The sequence below is a fragment of the Dickeya zeae NCPPB 2538 genome, assembly GCF_000406165.1.
Taxonomy (GTDB): domain Bacteria; phylum Pseudomonadota; class Gammaproteobacteria; order Enterobacterales; family Enterobacteriaceae; genus Dickeya; species Dickeya zeae.
Genome location: NZ_CM001977.1, coordinates 1,618,580 through 1,634,485 on the forward strand (window position 1 = coordinate 1,618,580; position 15,906 = coordinate 1,634,485).

Genomic DNA, 15,906 nt, shown 5'->3' on the forward strand with positions numbered 1-15,906 from the left:
GGGTTATGAAGAGAACGAAGTGGGGTCTTGGGATTATTGTTCTGTTGGCGGTGGTTGTCTGGAGCGGGTGGCGGCAAATACAACACTTCGCTGCGTCGCCGCTTATCATCAAACAGGAAACCATTTTTACTCTCCCTGCTGGCACGAATCGTGAAGGCTTGAAAGAATTACTGACAGAACAGCATATTATCGACGACAGTCACTGGTTTCCCTGGCTACTACAGTTGGAGCCGGAACTGGCGACGTTTAAAGCCGGAACCTATCGACTGACGCCTGCCATGACCGTGCGCGATATGCTGGCATTGCTGGCCAGTGGCAAGGAAGCACAGTTTTCGCTGCGATTTGTGGAAGGGTCTCGCCTGAAAGACTGGCTGGAAACGCTGAAGTCGGCACCGTATCTGCGGCACACGCTGGATGATAAAACCCCGCAGGAGATTGCCGACGCGATAGGATTGAAAGATAAACCGAACCCTGAAGGGTGGTTTTATCCAGATACCTACCTCCATACCGCTGGGATGAGTGATAAGTCGATTCTGCAGCGGGCGCACCAGCGGATGACCAAAATACTTAATGATGCCTGGACCGCACGGGATGACGGCCTGCCGTATAAAACGTCGGAAGAACTGCTGGTGATGGCGTCATTGATTGAAAAAGAGACCGCCATTAACGAGGAGCGGCCACTGGTGGCGTCGGTGTTTATCAACCGCCTGCGAATAGGGATGCGCTTGCAGACTGACCCAACGGTGATTTACGGCATGGGCGAGAGCTATAACGGCGTGATTACCCGCAGTGCGCTTGAAGCAGCCACACCGTACAATACCTATGTGATTAACGGGCTGCCGCCAACGCCTATCGCCATGCCGGGCAAGGCATCGATTGAAGCGGCAGCGCATCCGGCCAAAACCAGTTATCTCTATTTTGTGGCCGATGGTAAAGGTGGTCATACGTTTACCACGAATCTGAACGATCATAATCGCGCCGTGCAGGCATATCGTTCCGCGCAGGCTGCGGCCGCCGGAAAGGAAAAGAATGAACAGTAAATTTATTGTGATTGAGGGCCTGGAAGGGGCGGGTAAGACCAGTGCTCATGCCGTGGTTGTAGCAACGCTACGTGAGTTTGGCATTGACGATATCGTTTTTACCCGTGAACCCGGCGGTACGCCATTAGCGGAAAAATTGCGTACGCTGATCAAACAGGGTGTGGCAGAAGAAAAGCTCACGGACAAAGCAGAATTGCTGATGTTGTACGCCGCTCGCGTGCAACTGGTGGAGAACGTGATCCGCCCAGCACTAGCGCGTGGTGCCTGGGTGGTTGGCGATCGCCACGACCTCTCGTCCCAGGCTTATCAGGGCGGTGGTCGGGGAATGGACCCTCACTTGATGACGTCATTGCGAGATACGGTGCTGGGCACTTTTCGTCCTGACTTGACGCTTTATCTGGATATCCCACCTGAGCTGGGGCTAAAACGCGCCCGCCAGCGTGGTGAGCTGGATCGCATTGAGCAGGAGTCGCTGACGTTTTTCGAGCGTACGCGAGCCCGCTATCAGCAATTGGCGGCAGCCGACGACAGTATTGTGACGGTGGATGCCTCTCGCGAGCTGGAGCAGGTTAACGCTGATATTCGTCGGGTACTCCGTGACTGGTTGCAGCAGCTGACCGGGCGAGGGGAGTGAGTCGTTGATGGAGTGGTATCCCTGGCTGAATGCCCCTTACCGACAGTTACTGGCGTCGCATCAGGCAAAGCGTGGTCATCATGCGGTGTTGTTGCAGGCTATCGAGGGGATGGGGGAGGCGTCGCTGGCGTATGCCTTCAGTCGATGGCTGCTGTGCCAGCAGCCGGAGGGGGCTAAAAGTTGCGGACGTTGCCACTCTTGTGAATTGATGAGCGCGGGAACCCACCCTGACTGGCACACCCTCAGCCCCGAGAAAGGGAAACACAGTCTGGGGGTTGACGCGGTGCGTGACGCACTGGAGCCGGTGTACCAGCGTTCGCGGCAGGGAGGGGCCAAGGTAGTTTGGCTACCCTTGGCGGAAAGCCTGACTGAAGCGGCAGCCAACGCGTTGCTGAAAACGCTGGAGGAGCCGCCAGCACACACCTATTTCCTGTTGGGGTGCCGGGCACCGGGTCAGTTACTGGCGACGTTGCGCAGCCGCTGTTTGCATTTATATCTGGATGTGCCGACTGAGGTACAAGGAATGCAGTGGCTGCGTACGCGCGGATACGCTGATGAAATTGCATTACAGACCGCATTGAGGTTGTCGGCAGGGGCACCGCTGGCAGCGGAGGCGTTGCTGCAACCTGACCACTGGAAGGCTCGTCAGTCGGTCTGTCAGCAGTTAAGCCAAAGCCTGCAATCGGGCGATGCGCTGACGCTGTTGCCCGTCTTGAATCATGATGATGCCGAACGCCGAATTCACTGGGTCAGCACTGTGTTTCTGGATGCGCTGAAATGGCGCTATCAGGCGTCTGGCCAACGAACCAACCAGGATCAGGCATCATTAGTGGCGCAACTGTCATCACAATGTGGCGATGCCCGCTTGCATGCCAGTCTGCGGTGTTGGCTACAGTGTCGGCACCAACTGGTGTCGGTGACTGGCGTTAACCGCGAATTGTTATTAACGGAACTGTTGTTGACGTGGGAGTCGGTATTGTCGTCCCCTACGCTGCCGATTCCGTCACCTTTTTCCTGAATACCGGAAGTCCTGATTATGTTGCTAGTCGATTCCCACTGCCATCTTGATGGTTTGGATTATCAGTCCCTGCATCGTGATGTGTCTGATGTATTGAACAAGGCACGTGAGCGTGATGTGGGCTTTTTTCTGGCGGTAGCCACCACGTTACCTGGGTTTCGTGCGATGACCGAGTTGATTGGCGATCGTAACGATGTGGCGTTTTCCTGCGGGGTGCACCCACTCAGCCAGGAAACACCGTATGATTTCGCTGAACTGCGAGCACTGGCGGCGTTGCCGTCGGTGGTGGCATTGGGTGAAACCGGGCTGGATTACTATTATCAGCAAGATACCGTCTCTTCGCAGCAGGCGTCGTTTCGTGAACACATTCGCATCGGCCGGGAATTGAACAAACCCGTTATCGTGCATACCCGCTCTGCGCGTGAAGATACGCTGGCTATCCTGCGCGAAGAAAAAGCCGATGAGTGCGGTGGTGTACTGCACTGTTTTACCGAGGATAAGGAAACAGCGGAGCAACTGCTGGATCTCGGGTTCTACATTTCTTTTTCCGGGATTGTGACCTTCCGTAATGCCGAGGCGCTGCGAGATGTCGCGCGCTATGTGCCGTTAGACAGGCTATTGATTGAAACCGATTCACCGTGGCTGGCACCGGTTCCCTATCGCGGCAAGGAAAACCAGCCCGCGTACGTGCGTGATGTCGCGGAATATCTGGCTGTTCTCAAAAATGTCAGTCTTGAAAAGCTGGCATCCACCACCACTGAAAACTTCGCCCGTCTGTTCCACATTGATTCAGCACGGTTGACCGGGGCCTGATCCTGGTTGAGAATACGCGAGTTTTTTTTTGCTTCGTAATTAATCGCTAATAATCCCTGCCATTTGCAGTGTTTTCTGCACGGTGGTAGGGCTAATTTTTGGCGTTAGATCACAAACTATAAGACTTCTGATAGTAACGTGGGTTTTCCATGATTTGAAACGTGACTGCTATCAAACATTTGATGCAACATTTATTTTACTCTGCGTAAAAATTAATGAGGATGCATATCACATCCCGACCGCGTGAAGGATGACCTCCCCACCTTCAGGTGAACTGTCAGAAACTATCAGAAGTAGAAGCACTATTACTCAGGAGCACTCTCTATTATGTTCAAGAATGCATTTGCAAACCTGCAAAAAGTAGGTAAATCGCTGATGCTGCCAGTGTCTGTGCTGCCTATCGCCGGTATCTTGCTGGGCGTCGGGTCAGCCAACTTTAGCTGGTTGCCGACGATTGTTTCCAGCGTGATGGCGCAGGCAGGCGATTCGGTTTTTGCCAATATGCCGCTGATTTTTGCCATCGGCGTGGCACTGGGCTTCACCAACAATGACGGTGTATCGGCGCTGGCGTCGGTAGTGGCTTACGGCATCATGGTGAAAACCATGGCAGTGGTAGCACCGCTGGTGCTGCACATGTCCCCGGCTGATATCGCCGCTAACCACATGGCCGATACCGGCGTGTTGGGTGGGATTATCGCCGGTGCGATCGCCGCTTACATGTTCAATCGTTTTTACCGCATTCGCTTGCCTGAGTACCTGGGCTTCTTTGCCGGTAAACGTTTTGTGCCGATCATCTCTGGTTTGACCGCCATCATCACCGGTGTGGTGCTGTCGTTCATTTGGCCGCCGGTGGGTAGCGCGATCCAGACATTCTCTAAATGGGCGGCTTACCAGAACCCGGTGCTGGCATTCGGTATCTACGGTATCGTTGAACGTAGCCTGGTGCCGTTTGGTCTGCATCATATCTGGAACGTACCGTTCCAGATGCAAGTTGGTGAGTTCACCAATGCGGCAGGTCAGGTATTCCACGGCGACATCCCGCGTTATATGGCGGGTGACCCGACGGCGGGTAAACTGTCAGGTGGCTTCCTGTTCAAAATGTATGGTCTGCCTGCGGCTGCACTGGCTATCTGGCATTCGGCTAAACCGGAAAATCGCGCCAAAGTGGGCGGTATCATGATTTCCGCTGCGCTGACTGCGTTCCTGACCGGGATTACCGAACCTATCGAGTTTTCCTTCATCTTCGTAGCGCCGATCCTGTACGTCATCCACGCTATTCTGGCTGGTCTGGCGTTCCCGATTTGTATTCTGCTTGGTATGCGTGATGGCACCAGCTTCTCTCACGGTTTGATCGACTTCATTGTACTGAGCGGTAACGGTAGCAAACTGTGGTTGTTCCCGATTGTGGGTCTGTGCTACGCCGTGGTGTATTACACCATCTTCCGCGTGCTGATCGCCAAGCTGGACCTGAAAACCCCAGGTCGTGAAGATTCTGCATCCGAGCAGTCTGCTCAGGGCGGTTCTGAAATGGCCGCGTCGCTGGTATCGGCATTCGGTGGTAAAGAAAACATCACTAACCTGGATGCGTGTATTACCCGTCTGCGTGTTAGCGTGGGTGATGTGTCCAAGGTTGACCAGGCCGAGTTGAAGAAACTGGGCGCGGCAGGTGTGGTGGTAGCTGGCTCCGGTGTACAGGCTATCTTCGGCACCAAGTCCGATAACCTGAAAACCGATATGGATGATTACATCCGCAACCACTGAAAGGTCCGTCGCCATTGACGGATGACAGGGAGTTGACGAAAGGGGCTGCGGCCCCTTTTTTATTGCTGCCGATTTTTTATTGCCATCGATATTGTGCCTTTAAATTCCCACCCGACCGAACAGAATCGTTTCCCCTCACAGGATATTCAGCAGTAGGATGATTGACGCTGCCGCGTGTCATGTAACCGTTGGCTTATCATCACCGGTAGCGCGATAACCAACGCCGCCCTGAATAACCATATCGTTGGAATAACAACATCATCCATCAGCGGCGTATCACAACATCACTTTTTCAGAGGGAACAGGATGCAGATTTCATCTGAGCGCTTGACGCAGATAGCGTATGAACTGTTACGTCATGCCGGGTGCGAGCATGATGAGGCTGAGTGTGTGGCGCACCATCTGGTTGGCGCGAATCTCAAGGGGCACGATAGCCACGGGGTCGGCATGTTGCCGGAATACGTCAGTTTTATCGCCGCAGGTAACATGCACCCCAATACCCCGGCCCGTTTGGTACAGGACGGCGGTGCGGTATTGCAGTTTGCGGGCGATCGCGGGTTTGGGCAACGAACCGGCCGTGAGGCGATGCAGGCGGCGATTGAGCGGGTGAAAACCACCGGCGTGTGCCTGATGACGTTATCGTCAACCTGCCATCTGGGACGGATCGGGACGTACGGTGAAATGGCGGCGCAGGCTGGCCTGATTTCGATTCATTTCGTTAATGTCAGTGATATTGCACCGCTGGTAGCACCGTTTGGCGGCAGTGACGCACGCTTTGGCACCAACCCCATTTGTATCGCCTTCCCGGGCAGTGACAACAACCCCGACTTTATTCTGGATTTTGCCACCAGTGTGGTGGCGCTGGGTAAGACACGCGTAGCCTGGCTGGCGGGGAAAACCTTTGATGAGCCGGTGATGCTGGACCGTGATGGACATCCGAGTGCGGATCCGCGAGTCATGTGGGAAGGGGAGCAAACCGGTGCGCTGCTACCGATCGCGCGCCACAAAGGCGGCGGTCTGATTCTGGCCGCGGAATTACTGGCGGGCATTTTGTCCGGCGGCGGCACTATCCATCCGGGTAACCCGCGCGAAGGCGCGATAGTAAACAACATGACCACGATTCTGATCGATCCGACGAAGCTGGTGGGCATGTCATGGTTGCAACAGGAGTATGATGCCATGCTGGCTTATGTGCGTGCGTCGCGCGTGCCGGACTCGTCCGCGCCGATCCTGATTGCCGGAGAGCCTGAGCGTCAGGCGCGTGTGCAACGTCTGGCTGATGGTATCGTCATTTCCGAAGGTGAGTGGCGGAAAATTACCGATGCCGGGTGCTCGTTGGGGATGTCAGCGGCATTTTTTGCAGCGTAATACCTTGCTTAAGGCATAGCATACGCTGACAAAGAGAGTTGAAAAGCATTAGATTTATCACTCATACTGCAAGCCGCTTCGCGCAAGAGCGCTTGTTTTTAAAGGAACTGTGTTATGGCTGAAGAAACCATTTTCAGTAAGATCATTCGTCGGGAAATCCCCGCCGATATCGTTTATCAGGACGAACTGGTGACGGCTTTTCGCGACATCGCACCCCGCACTCCCACCCATATTTTGATTGTACCGAATGTACTGATCCCCACGGTGAATGAGGCCGCGCCAGAGCACGAGGCCGCGCTTGGTCGAATGATCACGGTCGTGGGTAAGATTGCGCAGCAGGAAGGCATTGCGGATGACGGCTATCGTTTGATCATTAACTGCAATCGCCACGGTGGACAGGAGGTGTATCACATTCATATGCATCTGCTGGGCGGTCGCCCGCTGGGGCCGCTGCTGGCTGGTTGATACGGTCATGCGTAAGGTATTACCCGAAAGCGTGTTACCGGGCATCTTGGTCGCCCTGCTGCTGGGGATGTCACTTGTCGGATGCAGCAGGACGGCCAGTCTGAACATTAATTCCAAACAGACATTGGTGCTGGATGCCGCAGTACTGGCTGTGGGCATTCGTGCTGCCAGTCCGTCGCTGTCACGTGACAATGCAGGTCAGCAGGCCTCGGCGCGTGTCAGCAATACGTCTACACAGCCGGTAACGCTGCACTATCAATTTTATTGGTATGATCGTCAGGGACTGGACGTGCCGCCGCTGGGTACCAACCAGACGGTGGTGATCCCTGCCCATACGGATATCTCCCTTGTGGCCACGCATGCTAATCCGGCAGCCAGCCAGGTACGGCTTTATCTTTTTCTCTGATGCGTGATTGAGAGGACAGACATGAAAAAATATCTTGGCATCGTGCTGATGGCGCTGGTGATCGCAGGCTGTAGCAGCCGCGCGCCGCAAACAGAACAACCGGCGACGATCGAACCTGTCGCGCCACCTGTGCCGGTGAAACCGACGTTGCCGCCATCAGAAAGTCAGCCGTTGCCGACACCGCCGAAAATTCAGGTGCCGGTGCTCAATTGGTCTGCTGCGGTCACGCCGCTGGTCGGGCAGATGGTGAAAACAGACGGTATTGCGAAAGGCAGTATTCTGTTGGTGAACAAGATTAAAAATAACACTAATGGTTCGCTACCGTCTGCGCAGGCGACCACGGCGTTATATAACGCGTTGGCCGCATCGGGACAATTTACGATGGTGTCGCATGAGCAGTTAGGTGTAGCCCGGCAATCGCTAGGTTTGTCCGAAGAAGATAGCCTCGAATCGCGGAGCAAAGCGGTAGGGTTGGCCCGTTACGTCGGTGCGCAGTATGTGTTGTACGCTGATGCCAGTGGTGATGTCAAATCACCTGATTTGGCGATGCAACTGATGCTGGTGCAGACCGGTGAGATAGTCTGGTCCGGTAATGGCTCGGTTCGCCAGCAGTGAAGCGTTGCAGGCGCTGTTGCAGCAGGCTCTGCCGGCGGTAGCCACCGCCGGTTTTCATTTGCAGCCGGTCTGTGGCCTTAGCCAGCAGAGCTGGCGCGTGCAGTCCCCGGCGGGGATCTGGCTGGCGCGTGGCGAAACGCCGCAAGGGCGGCAGTTAGGCACCTCTCGCCAGCGTGAGTTCCGTGTGCTGCGTCAGCTGAGCGGACACGCGCTGGCACCGCGCCCGATATGCTGGCGTGATGGCTGGTTGTTAGCCGAATGGCTGGCAGGCTCTGACGTAGATGCCAGTCAGTTTTCGCAATTGCTCACTGAAGGACGGCTGGCGGCGTTAATAGCGCGCTTGCATCACCAGCCGCGTTACGGTTATCCGCTGGCGTTGAAACGTTTGATAGCACATCACTGGCTGCATATGGACCCGGCCCGACGTTCACCGCAGTTGAAGCGCGCCTGTCAGTGGCTTATTGACAGGCCGTTACCCGCACCGCTATTGCTGGCACCGCTGCATCTGGACGTGCATCCCGGCAATCTGCTGTGTACCACGGCGGGCTGGCGGCTGATTGACTGGGAGTATGCGGCAGACGGCGACATTGGGCTGGAGCTGGCGTTGTTGTTTCGGGGATGTGAGCTGGATGCGACACAGCAGCAGGATTTTTTACAGGCTTACTGCCGTCACTGGCGTGGTTTGTCACTGACGTCGTTGCGGCAACAGGTGGCACGCTGGCAATATTGGGCGGATTACCTGGTCTTAATGTGGTTCGAAGTCCGCTGGCGGCAAACCGGTGAGCAGAGCTACCGTCAGACCGCCGACGCATTGCGTCGGGCAGACGGGTAGCGCCATGGCAGGTTTTGCGGCCATCAGGCTGATGGCAATTAACAAGAAGAGGTTTTTGTGGGTCCGTTAATGTTAGATGTGGCTGGCTACGAGCTGGACGCGGAAGATCGTGAGGTGCTGGCGCACCCGCTGGTAGGGGGCGTTATCCTGTTCAGCCGCAATTTTCACGATGCTGACCAGTTGACCGAATTAGTCCGCCAGATGCGGCGTGCCTCGCGTGAACGGTTGGTGGTGGCTGTCGATCAGGAAGGCGGCCGGGTGCAACGCTTTCGTCACGGCTTTACTTCATTACCGGCTGCCCAGTCTTTTGCTGCACTGAATCCGTTGGAGCAGGCGCAGCAACTGGCACAAGAAGCGGGCTGGGTCATGGCGGCGGAAATGATCACCCTCGACATTGATATCAGCTTTGCGCCGGTACTGGATGTGGGACATCAGAGTGCGGCAATCGGCGATCGTGCTTTCCACGACGACCCGGATACCTTGCTGGCCGTCGCGGAGCATTTTATTGCGGGTATGCGTGCCGCCGGTATGAAAGCGACAGGTAAGCACTTTCCCGGACACGGTGCGGTCACGGCGGACTCCCACAAGGAAACGCCTCAGGATAACCGGCCGCTGGCGCAGATTAGGGAACGGGATATGCGTGTATTTCGGGAGTTGATTGCCCGACAGCAGTTGGATGCCATCATGCCCGCGCATGTTATCTACCGTGATGCCGATCCTCGCCCGGCCAGCGGGTCGCCGTACTGGCTGAAACAGGTGTTGCGTCAGGAATTGGGATTCGGCGGCATTATTTTCTCGGATGACCTGTCGATGGAAGGGGCGGCGGTGATGGGCGGCTACGCTGAGCGTGCCCAGGCCGCGTTGGACGCTGGCTGCGACATGATTTTGGTCTGCAATCAGCGCCAGGGAGCCATCAGCGTGTTGGATAATCTGTCGGTGGTCAAAGTACCGGGGCTGGAGACGCTCTATCATCGGGGAATGATCACGCGTCGGGAACTGCTGAATTCATCGCGCTGGAAGCAGGCGACGTCGCAGTTGACGGCATTGAGTGAACGCTGGCAGGCACATAAAGCCGCCGGTTAATCACCGCTAAACAAGGCTGGAGGGAAGGCACAGATGATCATCTATTTGCACGGTTTTGATTCAAGCAGTCCGGGTAATCATGAGAAAGTGCTGCAGTTGCAGTTCATCGACCCGGATGTCCGACTGGTGAGCTACAGCACCCTGCATCCGCGTCATGATATGCAGCATCTGCTCAGGGAAGTCGACAAGATACTGCAATCCAATGAGGATAATCGCCCGTTGATTTGCGGCGTCGGGCTGGGGGGATTCTGGGCTGAACGCATTGGCTTCCTGTGCGATATCCGTCAGGTCATGTTCAACCCTAATTTGTTCCCGCAAGAGAATATGGCTGGCAAAATCGATCGCCCGGAAGAGTACGCTGATATCGCCACCAAATGCGTAGAGAATTTCCGTGAGAAAAACCGCGATCGCTGTATGGTGGTCTTATCACGTCATGACGACATGCTGGACAACCAGCGCAGCGCCCGCCTGTTGGGCGAGTATTACGAAATCATCTGGAACGACATCGAAGGCCATAAGTTCCGCGATATTTCTTCACACCTGCAGCGCATCAAAGCCTTTAAATCCTTAGGCTGATCCCTTCCTGCCGCTTTCTATCGTTGCCGGAGCCGCTCAGTGCGGGTCTGGCAGCCTGTTTTTCTTCTGCCAACTTCTTTTGCTAACCCATTGGTTATCAATATCTAATTTTTCAGGCTGACTATCTGTAACTAAAGTAAATTGATTTAAATCAATTTTGGTATGACCAAATGACCTTACATGATATTCTCATGACAAATATCCCATTCAATCATTTATAACCATATGTAATTTAAGGATATTATTTCTTTACTCTTTATTAACTATTGGTTCACAAATTTTCAGGGGGTCATTTTGACATCATTGCCAATCAAGAAAATCGTGGTTGTCGGCGGCGGTGCCGGCGGACTGGAGCTGGCGACGAGCCTGGGGCGTAAACTCGGTCGCAAGAATAAAGCGGAAATTACGCTGGTGGACCGTAATCACAGCCACCTGTGGAAGCCGCTGCTGCACGAAGTGGCGACCGGTTCGCTGGATGATGACATGGATGCGCTGAGCTATCTGGCGCATGCCCGCCATCATCATTTCAATTTCCAACTGGGTATGCTGACCGATATTGATCGTGAACAGCGTACTATCCAGTTAGCTGAGATCCGCAATGAACAAGGGGAGCTGCTGGTCGCGGCCCGTTCACTGCCTTACGACATTCTGGTGGTGTCGCTGGGCAGCACCTCCAATGACTTTGGTACCCCTGGTGTCAAAGATCACTGCATTTTCCTGGATAACCCGAAACAGGCTCGCCGTTTTCACAACGAAATGCTCAACCTGTTCCTCAAATTCTCCGCTTCTCAGGGCGAAAAAGAGAAGGTCAATATCGCGATTGTCGGGGGCGGAGCCACCGGCGTGGAGCTGTCTGCTGAACTGCATAACGCGGTCAAACAGCTGCACAGTTACGGTTTTGACAGCCTCAGCAATCAGGCACTGAACGTGACGTTGGTGGAAGCCGGTGAGCGTATTCTGCCAGCCCTGCCTCCGCGTATTTCTGCGGCGGCGCACCATGAATTGACCCAACTCGGTGTTCGCGTTCTGACCAAAACCATGGTGACCAGCGCTGAGCAAGGCGGTCTGAATACCAAGGACGGCGAATTTATTGACGCTGACCTGATGGTATGGGCGGCGGGTATCAAAGCGGCGGATGCGATGAAGGAGATTGCGGGTCTGGAAACTAACCGCATCAACCAGTTGGTGGTGGAGCCGACGTTACAGACTACGCGTGATCCGGCGATTTTCGCCATCGGCGACTGTGCGTCCTGTCCTCAGCCAGGCGGCGGCGTGGTACCACCGCGCGCGCAGGCGGCGCATCAAATGGCGTCACGTTGTTACAGCAACATTCTGGCCTTGATGAATGGTCAGCCGCTAAAAGCCTATGTCTATAAAGACCATGGTTCGTTGGTGTCATTATCCAAATTCAGCACCGTCGGTAGTCTGATGGGGAACCTGATGCGTGGCTCGGTGATGGTAGAAGGGCGCATCGCCCGCTTCGTTTACATTTCGCTCTACCGTATGCATCAGATTGCGTTGCATGGCTACCTCAAGACCGGCCTGATGATGCTGGTCGGGAGCATCAACCGGGTTATCCGCCCGCGTCTCAAACTGCACTAAGGCTGACACTATCCAGCCTTGCCTTCAGGTTGCCCGCTGTCCGGCGGGTAACCTGCTATTCCCCGCCATACCGTACTTATTTCAGAACAAAATATTGCACTAACACCAACTTAAGGTAAGAAAACTCTCAAATGTGACAGTTTTGTTATCTGTGCCTCCCTTTTAAGGTAGTAATCCGATTGAGAGTATCGAAGGGATTCGGCAGACTTCATCGCATCAGGCGGCGTCGCGCACACGCCGCACCCCGCAAGCGGGGCTCTCGGGTCAGTCATCCGTCGGTGACAAACCGTCATGTAAGACGAGATGGACGGTGCGTGATTATTTATTCAGGAGGTTTCCTGTGAACAAGTCAATGTTAGCGGGTGTAGGTATCGGTATGGCGGCTGCTCTGGGCGTGGCCGCTGTCGCCAGTCTGGATGTGTTCGCATCCCGACCGCAGTTTGCACAGGTGCTGACAGCTACACCCATCAAAGAAACGGTGAAAACGCCGCGTCAGGAATGCCGTAATGTGACGGTGACGCACCGTCAGCCGGTGCAGGATGAAAATCGCCTTGCCGGTTCACTGTTGGGGGCGGTGGCAGGCGGCGTGCTGGGGCACCAGATCGGTGGTGGACGCGGACGCGATGTGGCAACGGTCGCCGGTGCGCTGGCCGGTGGCTATGCCGGTAATCAGGTGCAGGGGAATATGCAGGACAGTGATGTCACTACCTCTACGCAGCAACGCTGCCAAACGGTGTATGACAAATCACAAAAAGTGCTGGGCTATGACGTCACTTATAAGATTGGCGATCAGGAAGGCAAAATCAGGATGGATCGTGACCCTGGTACCCGTATCCCACTCGACAGCAACGGTCAGTTAGTCATCAATCAGTCCAGTTGATGCGCCAGACCGACAGGCCCACCACACCCTGACGGTATGGCGGGCCTGAAGCCATGAAATCCTACCGGTTTCTACCCCTCATCAGGCATCGTATAAATCCGTGTCTTGTACCGGCGAGTGGCGCTGACTTGGCCGAATACGCTTGACCGAACTTCTCACTGCCAGCGTACCGTTCAGCAACAGATTGCCGTGACCGCGACCCGGTTGCATCAACTGCAGTTGCAATAATCTGACGGCTTCCCGGCCCAATTCTTCGCATGGAATCAGTATCGAGGTGAGCGGGATGTCATGCACCGCCGCCAGGTTGGCACCGTCCATACTCATCACCGATATGTCTTGTGGTACCCGCAACTTTGCTTTATGCAGCGCGTTAATCGCACCGACTGCGATGAAGTTGCCACCTGCCAGTATCGCGGTAGGGTACTGCTCCCGTGGGCAGGTAGCCAGAAACTCGGTGACGGCTTGTTCCGTTTCTGCACTGCCGAAACCGCGGGGAGTGAGCAGGTGGCGCTCTTCGCTAAACGGCAGGTTATGCTGTTGATACGCCTCGCGGATCCCCATCAGTCGCCACTCCATGGTATAACGCCGCAGGCAGAGCAGGGTGAGGATCTGGCGGTGTCCCTGCTCAATCAAGTAATTAGCGGCGAATTCGCCAATAAGCTGGTGCGCAGGTGAGACACCAGACAACCTCATTTTGTGATCAAAGCAGTTCACCAGTATGCAGGGTTTATTCAATTCGGCCGCCAGCGCGTGGATATACGGGTCATCAATACCGATCAAAATCGCGCCTTCGGTTTCCGGTGCGGACATTTTTTCCAGAAAGAGAGAGGCATCGCTGTCGTTTTCCGCCAGCCCGCAGTAACGCAGGCGGACATCATGCGGGTCCAGCGACTCCTGCACCCCTTGCAATACCTTGTGATAAAAGATGTCGGCCCGGCTGTTAAAGGCCCGCTCCGGGGCGAATACCGTCAGGCTATTCAGTAATAAACGACCGGTCGCCAGGTTATCCATTACACCGTATTGCCGGGCGGCGGTGAGGATGCGCATCCGTGCTTCTTCACTGGTGTTGGATTTACCCGCCAGCACCCGCGAAACGGTACTGACGGAAAAACCGGTTTGCAGGGCAATATCGCGGATCCGGAGGTTTTTTTTCATTTTGTGATCCTGCTCAATTTGGCTGATGAAAAAATTTTCATAAGCAGAAGAGGGGCGGTTTTACGGAGATAAATGACCCAAAACAGCGGGTAATGACGTTATCATGAAAATAGTTGCAAAAAAGTGAGTATCTCCCGCTTTTTTATTTCCTTACGCTGAATCTGTCGCGATTTTTCCGGCCATCTTCCGCCGGAAAAATGAATTTAAAAGACATAAAACTTTATAAAAATCTGAATATTAGAACATCAGGATGGTGTGTGCCGACAGGTATTCACCGACATCCGCTGTAAGGAGATCACCATGAGTCTCGACGTTAATTCCTCTCCCGTTGTGAATGAAAAACGAAAATTCAAACAATTACGCTGGTGGGTTCTGGCGTTATTTCTGTTTGGCGTCACCGTCAATTACATCACCCGTAATTCACTGGGTATACTGGCACCTGAATTAAAAACCGTTTTAAACATTACCACCGAACAATACTCCTGGATTGTCGGTGCGTTCCAATTGGCTTACACCATATTTCAGCCGTTATGTGGATGGCTTATCGACGTCATCGGCTTAAAGATGGGCTTCATGATTTGCGCGGTTATCTGGGCGCTGATGTGTCTGTTGCATGCCGGTGCAGGCAGTTGGGTTCAGCTCGCGGTCTTGCGTTTTATGATGGGGGGCGCTGAGGCTGCCGCCACACCGGCCAACGCGAAAACCATTGGCGAGTGGTTCCCTCGTCAGGAACGGCCTGTCGCTGCCGGTTGGGCGGGTGTTGGCTTTTCCATCGGAGCGATGCTGGCTCCGCCGATCATCGTGGTTGCTCATTCGCTGTTGGGCTGGCAGGGCGCATTCATTTTTGCCGGGGTGCTGGCGATGCTTTGGGTGGTGTTGTGGTGGCTGTTTTACCATGACCCGGAAAAGCACCCGCACCTGAGTAAAGCCGAGCTGGCATTTATCCGTCAGGACAACGAACCGGCACCGGTGAAACAACCCTTTTTCACCGCCATGAAAACGGTGCTGAAAAACCGCCGTTTCTACGGTATCGCCATTCCGGCGTTTATGGCCGAACCTGCCTGGGCGGTGTTGAGCTTCTGGGTGCCGCTGTATCTGGCGAAAGAGCGCGGTATGGATCTGAAACAGATCGCCATGTTCGCCTGGCTGCCGTTTCTGGCTGCTGACTTTGGCAGTATTGCCAGTGGTTACCTGACCAAGCTCTACACGCGCTGGTTTGGTTGTTCGCGGATTAATTCCGTGGTGGGCAGTTCGGTGACCGGCGCGTTCCTGATGCTGTCGCTCGCACTGGTCAGCGTGACCCAAAACCCTTATCTGGCCATCATTTTGATCTCCATCGGCGGGTTTGGTCACCAGATCATTTCCTGCATGCTGAGCGCGGTAGTGGTGGATTCGTTCGATAAAGGCCAAATGGCGACCGTTAACGGCATGCGTGGTGCCAGCGCCTGGATTGCCAGTTTCCTGTTTTCGTTGTTGATTGGTGTGACTGCCGACAAGATTGGCTTTAATCCACTGTTTGTGGCGATGGGCTTTTTTGATTTGTTTGGCGCACTGTTTTTGGTGGCGTTCATTGCCGAGCGTCGTCAGCGCGCACATTGATAACGTTTTGGTATTAACAACGTTTCAGCATAGACAGAATTTTCGAATAGACGAGTGAT

Annotated in this window: 16 protein-coding genes; 15 read left to right on the forward strand and 1 reads right to left on the reverse strand. The window is 54.6% G+C overall.

Going from position 1 to position 15,906, the window contains the following annotated elements:
- Positions 1 to 5: 5 nt before the first annotated feature.
- The 14 genes from mltG to DZE2538_RS07175 all read left to right on the forward strand — a co-directional run bounded on the left by mltG (position 6) and on the right by DZE2538_RS07175 (position 13,093).
- Entirely contained in the window at positions 6 to 1,040 is a 1,035-nt protein-coding gene (gene mltG / locus DZE2538_RS07110) for an endolytic transglycosylase MltG (RefSeq protein WP_038915957.1), read from the forward strand.
- Entirely contained in the window at positions 1,030 to 1,674 is a 645-nt protein-coding gene (gene tmk / locus DZE2538_RS07115) for a dTMP kinase (protein ID WP_038913726.1), read from the forward strand. Before mltG ends, tmk begins: the two co-directional genes overlap by 11 nt.
- A 7-nt stretch (positions 1,675 to 1,681) precedes the next feature.
- Positions 1,682 to 2,692 (forward strand): DNA polymerase III subunit delta', encoded by a 1,011-nt coding sequence (holB, locus tag DZE2538_RS07120; RefSeq protein WP_038915958.1) that lies wholly within the window; start codon positions 1,682 to 1,684, stop codon positions 2,690 to 2,692.
- A gap of 18 nt (positions 2,693 to 2,710) precedes the next feature.
- The gene (locus DZE2538_RS07125; RefSeq protein ID WP_038913729.1) at positions 2,711 to 3,505 is read left to right on the forward strand and encodes a metal-dependent hydrolase; all 795 of its coding nucleotides are present in this window, start codon (positions 2,711 to 2,713) and stop codon (positions 3,503 to 3,505) included.
- A 327-nt stretch (positions 3,506 to 3,832) separates the two neighbouring features.
- Positions 3,833 to 5,266 (forward strand): PTS glucose transporter subunit IIBC, encoded by a 1,434-nt coding sequence (gene ptsG, locus DZE2538_RS07130; protein ID WP_019846109.1) that lies wholly within the window; start codon positions 3,833 to 3,835, stop codon positions 5,264 to 5,266.
- Positions 5,267 to 5,572: 306 nt separating this feature from the next.
- On the forward strand, positions 5,573 to 6,634 hold the full coding sequence (locus DZE2538_RS07135; RefSeq protein ID WP_038915959.1) for a malate/lactate/ureidoglycolate dehydrogenase: 1,062 nt from the start codon (positions 5,573 to 5,575) through the stop codon (positions 6,632 to 6,634).
- Positions 6,635 to 6,748: 114 nt separating this feature from the next.
- The gene (gene hinT, locus DZE2538_RS07140; RefSeq protein ID WP_038915961.1) at positions 6,749 to 7,099 is read left to right on the forward strand and encodes a purine nucleoside phosphoramidase; all 351 of its coding nucleotides are present in this window, start codon (positions 6,749 to 6,751) and stop codon (positions 7,097 to 7,099) included.
- Positions 7,100 to 7,106: 7 nt separating this feature from the next.
- Positions 7,107 to 7,505, forward strand: a complete 399-nt coding sequence (locus DZE2538_RS07145) for a YcfL family protein (protein WP_050568660.1) — start codon at positions 7,107 to 7,109, stop codon at positions 7,503 to 7,505.
- Positions 7,506 to 7,526: 21 nt separating this feature from the next.
- Complete coding sequence (lpoB, locus tag DZE2538_RS07150) at positions 7,527 to 8,120, forward strand: penicillin-binding protein activator LpoB (protein WP_023640131.1); 594 nt, start codon at positions 7,527 to 7,529, stop codon at positions 8,118 to 8,120.
- Complete coding sequence (locus DZE2538_RS07155; RefSeq protein WP_038915962.1) at positions 8,098 to 8,952, forward strand: phosphotransferase; 855 nt, start codon at positions 8,098 to 8,100, stop codon at positions 8,950 to 8,952. Before lpoB ends, DZE2538_RS07155 begins: the two co-directional genes overlap by 23 nt.
- A gap of 57 nt (positions 8,953 to 9,009) precedes the next feature.
- A complete protein-coding gene (nagZ, locus tag DZE2538_RS07160; protein WP_071603571.1) occupies positions 9,010 to 10,035 on the forward strand; it encodes a beta-N-acetylhexosaminidase in 1,026 nt (341 codons plus the stop codon).
- A gap of 33 nt (positions 10,036 to 10,068) precedes the next feature.
- The gene (gene ycfP / locus DZE2538_RS07165) at positions 10,069 to 10,611 is read left to right on the forward strand and encodes an alpha/beta hydrolase YcfP (RefSeq protein ID WP_038913734.1); all 543 of its coding nucleotides are present in this window, start codon (positions 10,069 to 10,071) and stop codon (positions 10,609 to 10,611) included.
- A 294-nt stretch (positions 10,612 to 10,905) separates the two neighbouring features.
- Positions 10,906 to 12,213, forward strand: coding sequence for an NAD(P)/FAD-dependent oxidoreductase (locus DZE2538_RS07170; protein WP_019846117.1), 1,308 nt, complete (start codon positions 10,906 to 10,908; stop codon positions 12,211 to 12,213).
- Positions 12,214 to 12,553: 340 nt separating this feature from the next.
- On the forward strand, positions 12,554 to 13,093 hold the full coding sequence (locus tag DZE2538_RS07175; RefSeq protein WP_019846118.1) for a glycine zipper 2TM domain-containing protein: 540 nt from the start codon (positions 12,554 to 12,556) through the stop codon (positions 13,091 to 13,093).
- Positions 13,094 to 13,174: 81 nt separating this feature from the next.
- Here the strand turns inward: DZE2538_RS07175 and DZE2538_RS07180 are convergent, their stop codons facing one another.
- Positions 13,175 to 14,248: a LacI family DNA-binding transcriptional regulator gene (locus DZE2538_RS07180; RefSeq protein ID WP_019846119.1), complete on the reverse strand. Its 1,074-nt coding sequence runs from the start codon at positions 14,246 to 14,248 to the stop codon at positions 13,175 to 13,177.
- A gap of 300 nt (positions 14,249 to 14,548) precedes the next feature.
- Between DZE2538_RS07180 and DZE2538_RS07185 the strand changes: the two genes are divergently transcribed.
- On the forward strand, positions 14,549 to 15,847 hold the full coding sequence (locus DZE2538_RS07185; RefSeq protein WP_019846120.1) for an MFS transporter: 1,299 nt from the start codon (positions 14,549 to 14,551) through the stop codon (positions 15,845 to 15,847).
- Positions 15,848 to 15,906: the final 59 nt, after the last annotated feature.